Consider the following 14,297-nt stretch of genomic DNA (forward strand, 5'->3'; position numbering starts at 1 on the left):
CCGCGTGCCGTGTCTCGTCAGGGGGCGCGCACTCCGGTGCCGCGCAGCCGATGACGGCGCTGATCGCCTTGAGGGCCTTCCAGGGGCTCGGCGCGGGCGGTCTCGCCGTGGGCGCCTTCTCGCTGGTCGGCGCGCTGGTGCCGCCGCGGCGAGCGGGGCCGCTATCAGGGCATGACCGCCTCGGTCATGGTGCTCGGCACCATCGGCGGCCCGTTGCTCGGCGGTTTCGTCACCGGCCACCTCGGCGGGCGCTGGGCCTTCTCCGTCAATCTGCCGCTCGGCCTGCTCGCGCTGGTGTGGTGCCAGGTGATGCTGCGGCTGCCCGCGACCCGCGACCCGCTACCCGCCTCCCGCGGCAAGGCCGGGACCGACTGGCTCGGCATCGTCCTCATGACCTTCGCCCTCTCCTCGGTTGTGCTCGCCGGGACCTGGGCGGGCAACCGTTACGCCTGGGCCTCCTGGCGGATCGGCCCGCTGGCCGTCGCCGCCGCGCTGGGTCTGGCCGCCTTTGTCGCCTCGCAGCGTCGCGCGGCCGAACCCGTCCTGCCGTTGCGGGTGTTCGACACCCGCAACGTCCGGCTCTCGTCGATGATGATCTTCGCGGTGGGCGCCGCGATGTTCGGTGCCACGCTCCATCCGCCGCTGTACCGGCAGAGCGTCCAGGGCGCGTCGGCCACCAGCTCCGGCCGGTGCGGGGCTCGGCCTGCTGATGCGGATGCCCACGACGATCGCCCAGAACAGCGTCGGGATGCGGGACATGGGCGTCGCGTCCGCCGGCACCACGCTCTTCCGTACGGGCGGCGGCTCGCTCGGCGTGGCCGTCTTCGGCTCGCTGTTCACCCGGGCCACCGAGGGGCGTCGGCCGGGCGCGGGCGGCGCGGGACGCGTACTTGCGTTCCGGCGCGACGGGGACGCATCAGATCTTCATGGTCGCCGCGGCCGTCTGCGCCGCTGCCTTCCTGGCCGCGCTGTTCGCCGAGGAGGACCCGCTGCGCGGCAAACCGGGTGCCGCGCCGAGGCCCGCCCGTGCCGCCGCCGTGGCGGAGTCCCGTTGAGGGGCGGGGCGTTTCCGAGGACCGGGAGGCGGGAGCGACCCGCGCCTTCCACCGCATCGCGTGCGGTGCCCGGCTCGACGCGGCGGGCGCCGCCCGGTCCGCGGTGAGCACAGGGTGGTGCCCGCGGAGGCGGCGACGCGGCCCGGGCCGCGCTCCGACGGCCCGCACCGCGACGGTCCGGTGTCCGTCACGCTGGCCTCCCCGCGCCGACCGCTGCGGCCGGTACGCGCCGCCGCGGGCCACGGCGCGTTTGCCGCCCACGATGATCCGGGCAATTCGTAGGGGTCTACGGAAAAGGGGGCACCGTGATCATCTGGGTGAACGGGGCGTTCGGCGCGGGGAAGACCAGCGCCGCACTGGAGATGCTGGAGCTGATACCGGAAAGCACCCTGTACGACCCCGAGGTACTCGGCGGCTGTCTGCGCCAACTGCTGCCGGAAAAACGGCTCCAAGAAGTGACCGACTATCAGGACCTGGCCATATGGCGGCGATTGGTGGTCGAGACCGCCGCCGCTCTCCTCAATGAGGTGGGCGGCGTTCTGGTGGCCCCGATGACCCTGCTGCGGCAGGACTACCGCGACGAGATCTTCGGTGGCCTCGCGTCCCGTGGCATCGAGGTCCGGCACGTGCTGCTGGAACCAGGAGAAACGATCCTGCGTGAACGCATCGCCACCAGGGACGACCACCCCGACCGCACCGGAACGAACGACCGGGCCCGCCGCTGGGCGCTGGACCGCATCGCCGACTACGAGAACGCCCTGCCGTGGCTCGCCCTGGATGCGCACATCCTGTCCACCGCGGGCCTGACCCCCCGTCAGACCGCGCTGCGGGTCACCGAGGCCGTCGGGCGCGGCGCCGGGGCCTGCGGGATCGTTCAGACCCCCGAACCGACCGCGGAGACCGTGGCGTCCGGCGTCCTGCTCTTCGACGACGCCGACCGCGTCCTGCTGGTCGACCCGACCTACAAACCCGGCTGGGAGTTCCCCGGCGGCGTCGTCGAACGCGGCGAGTCGCCCGCGCGCGCCGGACACCGCGAGGTCGCCGAGGAACTGGGGCTCGAACTCGCCCGCGGCCTCGAACTCCTCGTGGTCGACTGGGAACCGCCACGCCCGCCCGGCTACGGCGGGCTCCGCCTGATCTTCGACGGCGGCCGGGTCGCGGAAGCGGACATCGGCCGCCTGCTGCTGCCCGGCGCCGAACTGCGCGGCTGGCGCTTCGTCACCGAGGACGAGGCCGCGGGACTGCTCCCACCGGCCCGCCTCGACCGGCTGCGCTGGGCGCTGCGCGCCCGCGAACAGGGCCGCCCGCTCAACCTGGAGGCCGGTCACCCGGCCGAATGACCCCGCCCCGCCCGGCCGCCGCTGCCCCCGCCGCCGCCCACCCGGCGTGGACGGCGGTGACGGCGGCCGGGTCCCGCGGTTCGGTCAGGCCGCGCCGCCCGCGGACTTGGAGGCCGCGTAGTGGCCCAGGAACAGCGCCTCCGCCAGCGACAACCGCTCCAGCTCCCGCGGCGACACGCTCTCGTTGACCGCGTGGATCTGCGCCTCCGGCTCGCTGAGGCCGATCAGCAGGATCTCGGCTCGCGGATACAGGGTCGCCAGGGTGTTGCACAGCGGGATCGAACCGCCCTGCCCGGCCACCGCCAACTCCTCCCCGTACGCCTCCCGCATCGCGTCCGCCATCGCCGTGTACGCCGGGCTCCCGGTGTCCGCGCGGAACGGCTGACCGCTGCCGCGCTGCGTCACCTCCACCTTCGCGCCCCACGGAGCCGCCGCCCGCAGATGCGCGGTCAGCGCCTCGGCCGCCTGCTCGGCCGCGGTGCCCGGCGGGACCCGGACGCTCACCAGCGCGCCCGCGGTGGCCTGTACGGACGGGGTCGCGCCGACGACCGGCGGCGCGTCGATGCCCAGCACCGTCACCGAGGGACGCGCCCAGATCCGGTCCGCGACACTGCCCTTGCCGACCAGCTCCACACCGTCCAGCACCTTGGCGTCGCGCCGGAAGTCCTCCTCCGGGTAGCGCAGCCCCGGCCACTCGCCCGAGGCGTCGAGACCGTCGATCGTGGTCGAACCGTCCGCGTCCCGCAGCGACGCCAGGATCTGGATCAGCGCCCCGAGCGCGTCCGGCGCCGCCCCGCCGAACTGCCCCGAGTGCAGGTTGCCTTCGAGCGTCGAGACGCGGACCTCCGCCAGCACCATGCCGCGCAGCGTCGAGGTCACCGTGGGCAGCCCCACCCGGAAGTTGCCCGCGTCGCCGATCACGATCGCGTCGGCGGCCAGCAGCTCCGGGTGCTCCTCGGCGTAGCGCTCAAGACCGCCGGTGCCCTGCTCCTCGGAACCCTCCACGATCACCTTGATGTTCACCGGAGCGCCGCCGTGCTCGCGCAGCGCCCGCAGCGCCGTGAGGTGCATCAGCACGCCGCCCTTGCAGTCGGCCGCGCCACGCCCGTACCAGCGGCCGTCCCGCTCGGTCAGCTCGAAGGGCGGGGACAGCCACGCCGATTCGTCCAGCGGCGGCTGCACGTCGTAGTGCGCGTACAGCAGCACCGTCGGCGCGCCCTCGGGCCCCGGCAGCCAGCCGTACACCGACTGCGTGCCGTCGGGGGTGTCCAGCAGGGCCACCTCCTGGAAGCCCTCCGCCCGCAGCGCGTCGGCCACCCAGACGGCCGCCTTCTCGCACTCGCTCTTCGGGAACTGTCGTTCATCGGCCACCGACGCGTACGACACCAGCTCCGCCAGCTCCGTCCGGGCACGGGGAAGCAGGGCGGCGACGGTATCGGCGAGCGGGGTGCTGGACATAGGTGCTCCTAGCAGGAATCAGGTGGCAACATCGGTCGTTGGTGCACACAACGGGGTCGCTGCCGATGGTGCCACAGCGAGATGTTCCGGACGGGCGCAATAGGATGCGGCTGAACAGGGGCAACACAGCCGGACAGGCCGAGCGGGAGCGAAACAGACGTGAGCGGTGAGCAGGCGGCGCAGGACAGCGGCGCGAACGACGGCGAGGCGCTCGCGGTCTGGGACGTCGTGGTGATCGGCGCGGGCCCCGCGGGGGCCACCGCGGCCCACGCCGCGGCCGTGACGGGCCGTCGGGTCCTCCTCTTGGAGAAGTCCGAACTGCCGAGGTACAAGACCTGCGGCGGCGGCATCATCGGGTCCTCACGGGACGCCCTGCCGCCGGGATTCGAACTACCCCTGCGCGACCGGGTGCACGCGGTCACCTTCAGCCTCAACGGCAAGCTGACGCGCACCAAGCGCTCCCGGCAGATGCTCTTCGGGCTGATCAACCGGCCCGAATTCGACAACGCCCTCGTGGAGGCCGCCTGCGAGGCGGGCGCCGAGCTGCGCACCGGAGTGACCGTCTCCCGTGTGGAGCAGCACGGTCCCGGTGTCCCCGACCGTCGCACCGTCGCCGTCGTGCTCAACGGCAGCGGCGGCCCGGCGGGCAAGGGCGTCGAGGAGACCGTCTACGCCCGCGCCGTCGTCGGCGCCGACGGCAGTGCGAGCCGGATAGGCGCTCATGTCGGCGTCAAGCTCGACCAGGTCGACCTCGGCCTGGAGGCGGAGATCCCGGTCCCCACGTCCGTCGCGGAGGACTGGGCGGGACGGGTGCTGATCGACTGGGGCCCGCTGCCCGGCAGTTACGGCTGGGTCTTCCCCAAGGGCGACTCCCTCACCGTGGGCGTGATCTCCGCCCGCGGCGACGGCAGCGCCACCAAGCGCTACCTGGACGACTTCATCGCCCGCCTCGGTCTGGCCGGGTTCGAACCCAGCGTCTCCTCCGGCCACCTCACCCGCTGCCGCGCCGACGACTCCCCGCTCTCCCGGGGCCGCGTCCTGGTCTGCGGCGACGCCGCGGGCCTGCTCGAACCCTGGACGCGCGAGGGCATCTCCTACGCGCTGCGCTCCGGCCGTCTGGCGGGGGAGTGGGCCGTGCGCATCGCCGAGTCCCACGACGCGGTGGACGCCAGGCGCCAGGCCCTCAACTACACCTTCGCGGTGAAGGCCGGGCTCGGCGTCGAGATGGGGGTCGGCCGCCGCATGCTGACCCTCTTCGAACGTCGCCCCGGAATGCTGCACGCCGTGCTCACCACATTCCCGCCCGCCTGGCGCGCCTTCGCGGGCATCACCCGCGGAAAGAGCTCGCTCGCCGAACTCGTCCGCACCCACCCGCTCGCCCGTAAGGCACTGGAGGCCGTCGACCGGGCCTGACGTCGGCCCCGGCCCGGCTCCGGGCCCTGTGCCGTACTCCCGCGCCTCACTTCCCGTCGGTGGCGTGGACCTGGAAGATCGGGTGGTTGGGCGCTATCGCGCGCAGCTCCTCGTCGGTCGAATCCGGGCCCACGCCGTCGAAGAAGGCTCCGACCTCGGCCTTCCAGCGCTTGAGGTAGGCGCGCAGGATGGCGGGCTTGTCGTCGTCGGCCACCTCGGTGGCGGTGAACTCCTCGACCTTCTTGCCGAGGTGCAGTTCGCCGCCGCCGGCCACCCGCATGTTGTAGGTCCACTGGACGTGGCCGCGCGGGGCCACCAGATACCGCCGGTCCTCGAAGGTCAGCAGATTCACCGGGGTCTGCCGCCACTCACCGCTCTTGCGGCCCCGGACGGCCAGCACCCGCGAACCCCAGACGCTCAAACCGCGCCGGGTCAGCCAGCCGACCGTGCGATTGAGGACGTTGACGGTGAACCAGCCGGGCTTCTTGACGTGTGCGACCTGCTCAGACATGGCGATCTCTCCGATTTCTCGACTGCTGTCGTGACCGCTGTTGTGAGCGGTGCTCTCGCTTGAGAACAGTGTGCCAGCGCCTCGTGAGAAAAAGCAAGAGCACTGCTCTCTTTCTTGGCTGATGCTCTTGGAGATGGCACACTGGCTGCCATGAGCGTGATCAGAGGAGCCAGGGAACGGGCGAGGATCGAAGTCACCGCGGCCATCAAGGAAGAGGCCAGACGCCAGCTCGCCGCCGAGGGAGCGGCGCGGCTCTCGCTGCGCGCGGTCGCACGCGAACTGGGCATGGTCTCATCCGCCCTCTACCGCTACTTCCCGAGCAGGGACGATCTGCTCACCGCTCTCATCATCGACGCCTACGACGCGATCGGCGCGGCGGCGGAGGACGCCCTGGCGAGCGCGGTGGAGCAGGGCGCGGCACCGGCCGACCGATGGGTCGCGATCTGCCGCGCCGCCGGCGAGTGGGCCGTCGCCCATCCGCACGAGTACGCGCTGATCTACGGCTCACCCGTACCCGGCTACACCGCGCCGCTCGACACCATCGGCCCCGCCTCCCGCGCCGCCCTGGCCCTGTTCTCCGTCGTCCGCGACGCCCACCGCGACGGCCTGCTCACGCAGCCGCCCGGCAATCCGCTCGCCGCCCCCGTCCGCGCCGACGCCGCCCGGCTCGCCGCGGAACTGGCCCCCGATCTGCCGGTGCGGACGGTCGCCGCGCTCGTCGCCGCCTGGGCGCAGCTCTTCGGGCTGATCAGCTTCGAGGTCTTCGGGCAGTTCAACCGGGTGGTCGAGGCCCGCCGTGAATTCCTCGAACTGGCAGCCGCGGGACTGGCCCGCCAAGTCGGCCTCGGCGCCGCCGCGAGCGCCTCGGCGGACACCCCTGACGACATACCCGCGGACGCGTCGGCGACGGACGGCGTACTCCCCGCGAAGTAGTCGCGGTGCCCCCGTACAGCGGACGCCGCCTCCCGGACCGCGGTCTAGCGTGGAACGCATGAGCCACGAGGAGCCGACAGGGCCGCCGCGCCACGGAATCCCGTTCGCGCGGCCCGTCTGGATCCCCGCACTCGCGCTGGCCTTCGTCCAGGTCGTCGGCACCCGCGTGGCGTCGGGCCACCAGACCGGCCGGGTCGACCTGGACTGGCTCGGCTACCTGCTGCTGCTCGCGGGCCCGGCACTCCTGCTCCTCCGCCGCCGCGCGCCGGTCGTCGTGGCCGCCGCGACCTGCGGCGCGACGCTGCTCTACATCACGCTCGGCTATCCCTACGGCCCGGTCTTCGCCAGCCTCGTCGTCGCCTTCTTCAGCGCCGTCGCCGCGGGCCACAGAAGGGCCGTGCCGGCCATCGCCCTGGTGTTCCTCGCCGGACACACGCTGATCGGCCAGTGGCTCTACCGCTACCTGCCGCCCTCCGGCGACAGCCGCGCGTCCTGGACGGCGACCTCTGCGGCCGGTGCCTGGCTGCTCGCGGTGCTGGCCGCCGCCGAGCTGTACCGGGTACGGCGCGAGCAGATCGCCAGGGACCGCCGTGAGCGGGCCGAGGCCGAGCACCGCAAGGCCGACGAGGAGCGCATGCGGATCGCCCGCGAACTGCACGACGTGCTCGCGCACAGCATCTCGGTGATCAATGTGCAGGCGGGCGTGGCCCTCGCGTTGATGGACCAGCGGCCGGAGCAGGCGCGGACGGCGCTGGTCACCATCAAGGCCGCCAGCAAGGAAGCGCTGGGCGAGGTACGGCAGGTGCTCAGTACGCTCCGCGCCCCCGGCGAGGCACCGCGCTCGCCCGCACCGGGCCTCGACCGGCTCCCCGAACTGGTCGAACAGGCGGGCTCCGCGGGCCTGAAGGCCGAGGTCACCGTCGACGGCGCACCGGCCCCGCTGCCGCCCGGCGTCGACCTCGCCGCCTTCCGTATCGTGCAGGAGGCGCTGACGAACATCGTGCGGCACTCCGGCTCCCGCGCCGCCCGTATCCGCCTCGGCTACCGGTCCGGCAGCGTGGAAGTGACGGTCGACGACGACGGACCCGCCGTCGCGGGCGGCGAGAGCGGCGGGGGCAACGGCCTGGTCGGCATGCGCGAGCGGAGCGTCGCGCTGGGCGGCACGCTGGAGGCGGGCCCGCGCCCCGACGGCGGCTTCCGGATCCGCGCGCTGCTGCCGATCGTCGCGCCGGGCGTACCGGCCGGCGGCACCGAGGCCCCAATCGGCCCGACGCCCGGACCCTCCGCCCCGGCCGACCGCCCCGAGGGCCCGACCCCACCGGCCGCCCCGCCGACGCCACGCGCCGTACGATCGGGCACGGTCGAGCCGCCGCCGCAGGACCGCGCCGACCGGCCCACCCCCGCCGACGGAGCCGCTGAGGCGACCGAGTTCACCAAGGCCGCCGAGGCCACCGAGGAGCGTTCGTGATCCGCGTGCTGCTGGCCGACGACCAGGTGCTGGTACGCGCCGGATTCCGCGCGCTGCTGGACGCGCAGAGCGACATCGAGGTGGTGGGGGAGGCGGCCGACGGCGAGGAGGCGCTGCGGCTGGTCCGCGACATGACCCCCGACGCCGTGCTGATGGACATCCGCATGCCGCTGACGGACGGTCTCGCCGCCACCCGCCGGATCACCGACGACCCGGCGTTGTCCGAGGTCAAGGTGGTCATCCTCACCACCTTCGAACTCGACGAATACGTCTTCGAGGCGATCCGCGCCGGAGCCTCCGGCTTCCTGGTGAAGGACACCGAGCCGGACGAACTGCTACGCGCGGTAAGGGCGGTGGTGGAGGGCGACGCGCTGCTGTCGCCCGGTGTGACCCGACGGCTGATCGCCGAATTCGCCGCTCGTTCCAAGGAGCCCGCGCAGGCGGTCGGCCTGGACCAACTCACCGAGCGGGAAAGGGAAGTGATGGCGCTGGTCGGCATCGGGCTGTCCAACGACGAGATCGCACGCCGCCTCGTCGTGAGCCCGCTCACCGCCAAGACGCATGTCAGCCGCGCGATGGTGAAACTCGGGGCGCGCGACCGGGCCCAACTGGTCGTGATGGCCTACGAGTCCGGGCTCGTCCGGCCCGGCTGGCTGGGCTGACCCGACGTCACCGACCCACCACCCGAAGGCGAACGGCCGGCCTCCGTACCCCACTGCGCCCCCGTATCAGGACCGGTTCCGGTGCCCGACTCGGCGCCCGCGCCCCTCTCGGCGCCCGCGTCCGCGCCGACCGGTGCCCCGGGTAACGGAATCCGCTCGTGCAGCGCGTGCCCCCGCTGCTCGAAGCGGCGGAGCGTCAGGGCGACGCGCCCGCAGAAGGCGGCCGCGGCGACGATCACCGCGGCGGTGAACCACCCTTCGCGGGCCGTGCCGTGGGCCTCGTCCGCCATGACCGGGCTCACCACCGCCAGAAATCCGACCGCCGCCAGCACGGCGCCCGACACCATGGCGAAGACCATTTCGACTGTGATGGCGTCGCGTTCCGCTTGCGTACGGCTTCCGCGCATCCCCCGCCCCTCCCGTCGCAATCGCGATGCGGCCAAGTCTGCCATGGCACGACCGGCCCCGCGCGATGCCTTTTCGCGCGGGGCCGGTCGTCAAGTGCCCGGATCACCAAGGGAGTCGGAGGACGCCGGAAGGGACGCGGGATGGGAATCGGACAGTCGGCCGAGCGGTCGGCCGACCGGGTGATCAGTCGCGCACGGCGACCTGTTCCGATTCGTCGGCCGCCTCGGCGGAGCCCGCGGAACCGGCAGACCCCGTGGCAGCCGCGGAACCGGCGGCGCCGGTCCGTCCCGCGCCCCCGTTCTCGAAGTCGGCCGAGGACGCGACCAGGATGCCGTAGGACGCCTTCCTGCGGGTGAACAGCCCGGACAGGGTCAGCAGCAGGCCCACGAGACCGATGCCGGTGACGACCCACAGGCCGGGCCGGTAACTGTCGAGAATGGCCTGCTTGTTCGCCGGGTGATCGCCGCCGGCTGCGGTGACCACCGCGGTGACCACGGCGAGGAAGATGGCGCCGCCGACCTGGAAGGAGGTGTTGAGCAGCCCGGAGACCATGCCCTGCTCATGGTCCTTGACGCCGTTGGTGGCCTGGATGTTGAGGGAGGGGAAGGCCAGCGCGAAGGCGGCGCCGAGCAGCAGCATCGACGGCAGGATGGCCGCCGCGTAGTTCGGGTCCAGATTGATCCGGAGGAAGAGGATGTAGCCGATGACCAGCGAGGTGAAGCCGACGGCGATCACCCGTGGCGTGCCGAACCGGTCCACGATCGGGCCCATCCGGGTGGACAGGACCGCCACCAGTGAGCCCGCGGGCAGGAAGGCGAGCGCGGCGTGCAGGGCGCTCCAGCCCAGCACGTTCTGCATGTACTGCGTGACGAGGAACTGGAAGGCGACGTACGAGCCGAAGAAGGTGGCGCCGCCGAGGTTGGCCCTGATCTGGCTGGACGAGCGCAGGACGCCGAGCCGGATCAGCGGGGACGAGGAGCGGTGTTCGATGGCGACGAAGGACGCCAGCAGGACGGCGACGGCGGCGAAGGAGACCAGCGTGCGGGCCGAGGCCCAGCCCGCCTCGGACGCCGAGACCACGGTGAACACCAGCAACAGCATCGAGGCCGTGCCGGTGACGGCGCCCGGCAGGTCGTATCCGCGGCCCTTGCCGCTCTCGCGCGGGCTCTTCGGGATGAGCTTCAGACCGGCGGCGAGGGCGATCAGCGCGACCGGCGCGGGCAGCAGCATCGTCCAGCGCCAGCCCGCCTCGGTGAGGAAGCCGGAGAGCACCAGACCCATGGAGAAGCCGGTGGCGCCGCAGCTCGAGTAGATGGTGAGGGCGCGGTTGCGGACCGGGCCCTCGGCGAAGGTCGTGGTGATGATCGACAGTCCGGCGGGCGCGGTGAACGCGGCGCTGAGGCCCTTGATGAAGCGGGTCGCGATCAGCAGTTCACCTGAGTCGACCAGGCCGCCGAGCAGTGAGGCGACGGCGAAGACGCCGAGCGCGATGAGGAAGACGCGGCGCCTGCCGAGCAGGTCGGCCGCGCGGCCGCCGAGCAGCAGCAGGCCGCCGTAGCCGAGGATGTAACCGCTGACGACCCACTGGAGCGAGGACGTGGAGAGGTCGAGGTCGTGGGCGATCGAAGGCAGCGCCACGCCGACCATCGACACATCGAGTGCGTCGAGGAAGAGCGCCGCGCAGAGCACCAGGAGCGTGCCCCACTGCAGGGCACTCCATCGCTCCTCGGTGCGGGGGACGGTAGGAGACGGAGAGGTCATGGAGGCGAGACTTACATGCGCACGCATTCAATGCAAGCGCATTTAATGTCCGTGCATGAAGGGTTCGCTTTCTGCTACCGTGCAGACATGACCGGCGACAAGGGTGAGCGGGCGCTCGTGGACGAGTGGCGGCAGATCCTTGCCGTTCACGCGCGCACGGCATGTGAACTCGACCGTGCGCTGCACCAGTACGGGCTCGGCGCCAGCGACTTCGAGGTGCTGGACCTGCTCGCCTCCGGCGACCCCCAGGACGGCGGCTGCACCTTCCGCGTCCAGGAGCTGGCCGACCGCGTCCACCTCAGCCAGAGCGCGCTGTCCCGGCTCGTCGCCAGGCTGGAGAAGGACGGTCTCGTCGACCGCGGCATCTGTAGTGAGGACCGCCGGGGCGTACGCGTCGGCCTCACCGAGACCGGTCGCGCCCGTTACGAACAGGCCCGCCCCTGCCACCGCGCCGTGCTGGAACGGATGCTCGTCCAGAGCTGACCCCGTTCGTCAATCCGCGGGCCCCGGTCCGTTCGTCAGGTGATCTTCGCCGTCCGACGCCACAGCTCCACCAGTGCGTCGTCACCCGTCACCGACAGCCGCTCGTACGGCCCGCGGTTCCACAGCGCCAGATAGAGGTCGGCCGCCGAGCCGGTGACGGTGCAGTCCGCCTCACCGGGCGCGTCGCGCTCCGCGGTCGGGGCCTCGGGCGAGAGCCGCAGCAGCCACTCGCGGGCGCCGCCCGGCACGTCGGCCGCCCGGACCCGCAGCGTGCGCGGCCGGTCGGTGCGGAGCCTGGCCCGCCGCCTGGCCTGGAAGCCGGTCAGCAGCTCGTCCACGCCGTCCGCCGCGAAGCCGGTGGCCACCGGGGACGGGTCGCGGCCGAGCGCCGCCTCCGCGTCGATCCGGTGGATAGTCGTCTCATGGGCCTGGCGCCGCGCCCAGAAGGCCAGCGGCGAGGGTGCCGCCAGGAAGAACCAGCACGTCAGATCGGCCGGGGCGGTGACCAGCGCTTCCGTCAGCCGCCGATGCGTACCCCGGTACCAGTCCACCAGCTCCGGGTCGTCGGGCACCGCCGGGTCCAACGGCTCGCGCTCCATGCGGCCTTCGGCGACGTACCCGGTGGCCCAGCGGTGCACCGCGCCGGTGTGCGCCAGCAGGTCGCGCACCCGCCAGCCGGGGCACGGCGGCACGGGCGCGTCGAGACCGGCGCCGCCCGCCGCGTCGGCGAGCAGCGTGCCCTCGTCGCGCAGCGTGTCGATGAACTCGGCTGTCTCCATGCTCCCCGTCCGCTTCCCCGTCCGCTGATCGCTCTCCATGCGCGGATTCTCGCAGGACGGTCACCGTGCGGGCGAGGGAGTAAACGGGGCCGGCGGCCCGCTCAGCGGGTGGGCCGGGCGCCCGTCTCCGCGGCCGTCGAGCCGTCGGCGGAGCGCTCGCCCCTGGTGTCGGCGCGGCGGCGGGCGTACCGGGCCGCGTAGCCGAGCAGTACGGCGTTGAGCGCCGCGGAGACCAGCGCGGCCACGACGGTCAGCGTCCAGCCGGACCAGCCGAAGGCGGTGCCACGCGTGTCCATGCCGCCGACCGCGGCGAAGAGCGCCCAGATCAGCGGCGTCCACGGCAGGGTCAGCAGCACCAGCAGGACGGCGGTGAGCGAGGCGTTGCGGTGCGAGAAGACCGCCGTGTCCAGCAGCATCAGCGCCAGCGCGGCGCCGACGACGTACAGATAGCCGCGGGAGATCCGTTCCCGGTGCAGCGGGCCGGTGGCGGTGGTCAGCCAGGACGGTATGCGCATCGCTCCTCCTTGCGGTTCCGAACCCGTACGGTTCCGGCCCGTGAGGCTCCGACGCCTTCGCCCCGCCCGGTCTCCGGGCCCTACGCTTCCGGCAGTGGATCTCGCGGCCGGGGACCAGCATGCCGTGATACGTGCCGGTGAGCGCCTGTTCCGTCGGTCACTTCTCGGCACGCGCGGCGCTGTTCCGTACGCCGTAGGCGATGGCCGCCGCGACCGCGGCCAGGGCGGAGACGGTGGTCAGCGCGGTGGGCAGGCCGACGGCGTCGGTGAGGAAACCGATCGAGGGCGGGCCGAGCAGCATGCCGCCGTAGCCGAGGGTGGAGGCCGCCGCGACGCCGCCCGGGCCGGTCAGTTCGCCCGCCCTGGCCATGGCGGTGGGGAAGAGGTTGGCCAGGCCGAGCCCGGTGACGGCGAAACCGGCCACCACGACCGGGGTCGACGGCGCCAGCGCGCCGATCAGCATCCCCGCGGAGGCGGTGAGGCCGCCCAGCACCAACGCCCGTGTCTGTCCCAGACGTTCGATCAGCGCGGTACCGGAAAGGCGGCCGAGCATCATCGCGCCCGCGACCGCCGCGTAACCGGCCGCCGCGATGCTCGACCCGCCGTGCAGATCCTGCTCGATGTGCAGCGGCCCCCACTCGGCGAGCGCGCCCTCGCCGTACGCGGAACACGCCGCGATCAGCCCGAAGAGGAGGACGATCAGCCCCGTCCTGGCGGGCTTGCCGGGCGCGGTCTTCGCGGCGGGCGCGTGCACAGGGTCCGCCGTCGCGGTGACCGCGTCGGCAGGTGCCGCGACCGTACGGGCCGGGCCGTCCGCGAGCGGCGGTTCCGTACGGGCCTGTACGGGTCCGGCCGTCTGGCGTGCCGCGACCGCCGACGGCTGGCGCAGCGGGTGCGCCAGCAGGACGCGTCCGGCGAGGAAGACCGTCAGCAGGCCGATCGGGGTGAGCAGCAGCAGGTGCGTGGCGGCCGACAGGTGCGGTGCCAGCAGGCCGCCGAGCCCCGCGCCGAGCAGCCCGCCCATGCTGTACGCCGCGTGGAAGCTGGACATGACCGGGCGGCGCATCGCCGCGACCAGGTCGACGGCGACGCTGTTGATCGCCACGTTCATGCCGCCGTAGGCCACCCCGAACAGCAGCAGGACGAGGCCGAGGGCGAGTGCCGAGTGCGTCCTCGGGGGCAGGGCGATGCTCAGGGAGAGGAGGATGCCGGTCAGCACCGTCACCCGGCGGCTGCCGAAGCGGCGGCAGAGCCGTCCGGTGAGCACCATCGTGGCGATGGCGCCGACGGAGACACCGAGCAGCGCGAGGCCCAACTGACCGGCGGTCGCGCCGGTCTGGGCCTTGATCGCGGGAATGCGGACGACCCACCCGGCGAAGAGGAAGCCGTCGACGGCGAAGAAGACGGTCAGGGCGACGCGCAGGCGGCGTAGGGCAGGAGAGGGTGGGGGAGTGTGGTGGGATCGGCCGAGGGCCGTCCCTATTTTGTTTAGCGTCGGCACAAAGTCAGAA

14 protein-coding genes and 1 pseudogene are annotated in these 14,297 nt (G+C 72.9%); 8 read left to right on the plus strand and 7 right to left on the minus strand.

Going from position 1 to position 14,297, the window contains the following annotated elements:
- Window positions 1-171 precede the first annotated feature (171 nt).
- From ABZX65_RS24560 to ABZX65_RS24570, 3 genes and pseudogenes are all read left to right on the plus strand, one after another.
- Window positions 172-612: pseudogene (locus ABZX65_RS24560) on the plus strand (MFS transporter); the annotation flags it as partial.
- Window positions 613-890: 278 nt separating this feature from the next.
- Window positions 891-1,055, plus strand: a complete 165-nt coding sequence (locus ABZX65_RS24565; RefSeq protein ID WP_355344129.1) for a hypothetical protein — start codon at window positions 891-893, stop codon at window positions 1,053-1,055.
- Between the two features lie 305 nt (window positions 1,056-1,360).
- A complete protein-coding gene (locus tag ABZX65_RS24570) occupies window positions 1,361-2,395 on the plus strand; it encodes an NUDIX domain-containing protein (protein ID WP_355343837.1) in 1,035 nt (344 codons plus the stop codon).
- Window positions 2,396-2,479: 84 nt separating this feature from the next.
- Here ABZX65_RS24570 and ABZX65_RS24575 read toward each other — a convergent pair whose 3' ends face one another.
- Entirely contained in the window at window positions 2,480-3,853 is a 1,374-nt protein-coding gene (locus ABZX65_RS24575; RefSeq protein WP_355343840.1) for a dipeptidase, read from the minus strand.
- 159 nt (window positions 3,854-4,012) lie between these two features.
- On the opposite strand from ABZX65_RS24575, the gene ABZX65_RS24580 reads away from it, so the two are divergent.
- Window positions 4,013-5,266, plus strand: coding sequence for a geranylgeranyl reductase family protein (locus tag ABZX65_RS24580; RefSeq protein ID WP_355343843.1), 1,254 nt, complete (start codon window positions 4,013-4,015; stop codon window positions 5,264-5,266).
- 46 nt (window positions 5,267-5,312) lie between these two features.
- Here the strand turns inward: ABZX65_RS24580 and ABZX65_RS24585 are convergent, their stop codons facing one another.
- Window positions 5,313-5,777: a nitroreductase family deazaflavin-dependent oxidoreductase gene (locus ABZX65_RS24585; protein ID WP_355343847.1), complete on the minus strand. Its 465-nt coding sequence runs from the start codon at window positions 5,775-5,777 to the stop codon at window positions 5,313-5,315.
- 150 nt (window positions 5,778-5,927) lie between these two features.
- Between ABZX65_RS24585 and ABZX65_RS24590 the strand changes: the two genes are divergently transcribed.
- Genes ABZX65_RS24590 through ABZX65_RS24600 form a run of 3 tightly spaced genes read left to right on the plus strand, consistent with a single transcriptional unit; the run spans window position 5,928 to window position 8,840 of the window.
- A complete protein-coding gene (locus tag ABZX65_RS24590; RefSeq protein WP_355343850.1) occupies window positions 5,928-6,710 on the plus strand; it encodes a TetR/AcrR family transcriptional regulator in 783 nt (260 codons plus the stop codon).
- Window positions 6,711-6,768: 58 nt separating this feature from the next.
- On the plus strand, window positions 6,769-8,178 hold the full coding sequence (locus ABZX65_RS24595; protein ID WP_355343853.1) for a sensor histidine kinase: 1,410 nt from the start codon (window positions 6,769-6,771) through the stop codon (window positions 8,176-8,178).
- The gene (locus tag ABZX65_RS24600) at window positions 8,175-8,840 is read left to right on the plus strand and encodes a response regulator transcription factor (protein ID WP_355343856.1); all 666 of its coding nucleotides are present in this window, start codon (window positions 8,175-8,177) and stop codon (window positions 8,838-8,840) included. The genes ABZX65_RS24595 and ABZX65_RS24600 overlap by 4 nt, the downstream gene beginning before the upstream one ends.
- Here the strand turns inward: ABZX65_RS24600 and ABZX65_RS24605 are convergent.
- Together ABZX65_RS24605 and ABZX65_RS24610 are read right to left on the minus strand one after the other, a co-directional pair.
- Window positions 8,801-9,247, minus strand: coding sequence for a DUF6332 family protein (locus ABZX65_RS24605; RefSeq protein ID WP_355343859.1), 447 nt, complete (start codon window positions 9,245-9,247; stop codon window positions 8,801-8,803). The two genes, ABZX65_RS24600 and ABZX65_RS24605, sit on opposite strands and share 40 nt — an antisense overlap.
- 184 nt (window positions 9,248-9,431) lie before the next feature.
- A complete protein-coding gene (locus ABZX65_RS24610) occupies window positions 9,432-11,009 on the minus strand; it encodes an MFS transporter (protein ID WP_355343862.1) in 1,578 nt (525 codons plus the stop codon).
- Between the two features lie 87 nt (window positions 11,010-11,096).
- Here ABZX65_RS24610 and ABZX65_RS24615 point away from each other — a divergent pair, with 87 nt between their 5' ends.
- A complete protein-coding gene (locus ABZX65_RS24615; RefSeq protein ID WP_355343865.1) occupies window positions 11,097-11,492 on the plus strand; it encodes a MarR family transcriptional regulator in 396 nt (131 codons plus the stop codon).
- 35 nt (window positions 11,493-11,527) lie between these two features.
- Here ABZX65_RS24615 and ABZX65_RS24620 read toward each other — a convergent pair whose 3' ends face one another.
- The 3 genes from ABZX65_RS24620 to ABZX65_RS24630 all read right to left on the minus strand — a co-directional run bounded on the left by ABZX65_RS24620 (window position 11,528) and on the right by ABZX65_RS24630 (window position 14,287).
- Window positions 11,528-12,310, minus strand: coding sequence for a maleylpyruvate isomerase family mycothiol-dependent enzyme (locus tag ABZX65_RS24620; RefSeq protein WP_355343868.1), 783 nt, complete (start codon window positions 12,308-12,310; stop codon window positions 11,528-11,530).
- Between the two features lie 62 nt (window positions 12,311-12,372).
- Window positions 12,373-12,786 carry a hypothetical protein gene (locus ABZX65_RS24625; protein WP_355343871.1) on the minus strand — a complete coding sequence of 138 codons (414 nt, stop codon included), beginning with the start codon at window positions 12,784-12,786 and terminating at the stop codon, window positions 12,373-12,375.
- A gap of 157 nt (window positions 12,787-12,943) precedes the next feature.
- Entirely contained in the window at window positions 12,944-14,287 is a 1,344-nt protein-coding gene (locus tag ABZX65_RS24630) for an MFS transporter (RefSeq protein ID WP_355343873.1), read from the minus strand.
- Window positions 14,288-14,297: the final 10 nt, after the last annotated feature.

This window comes from Streptomyces sp. NPDC003300 (assembly GCF_040610915.1).
In the GTDB taxonomy this organism is placed as follows: domain Bacteria; phylum Actinomycetota; class Actinomycetes; order Streptomycetales; family Streptomycetaceae; genus Actinacidiphila.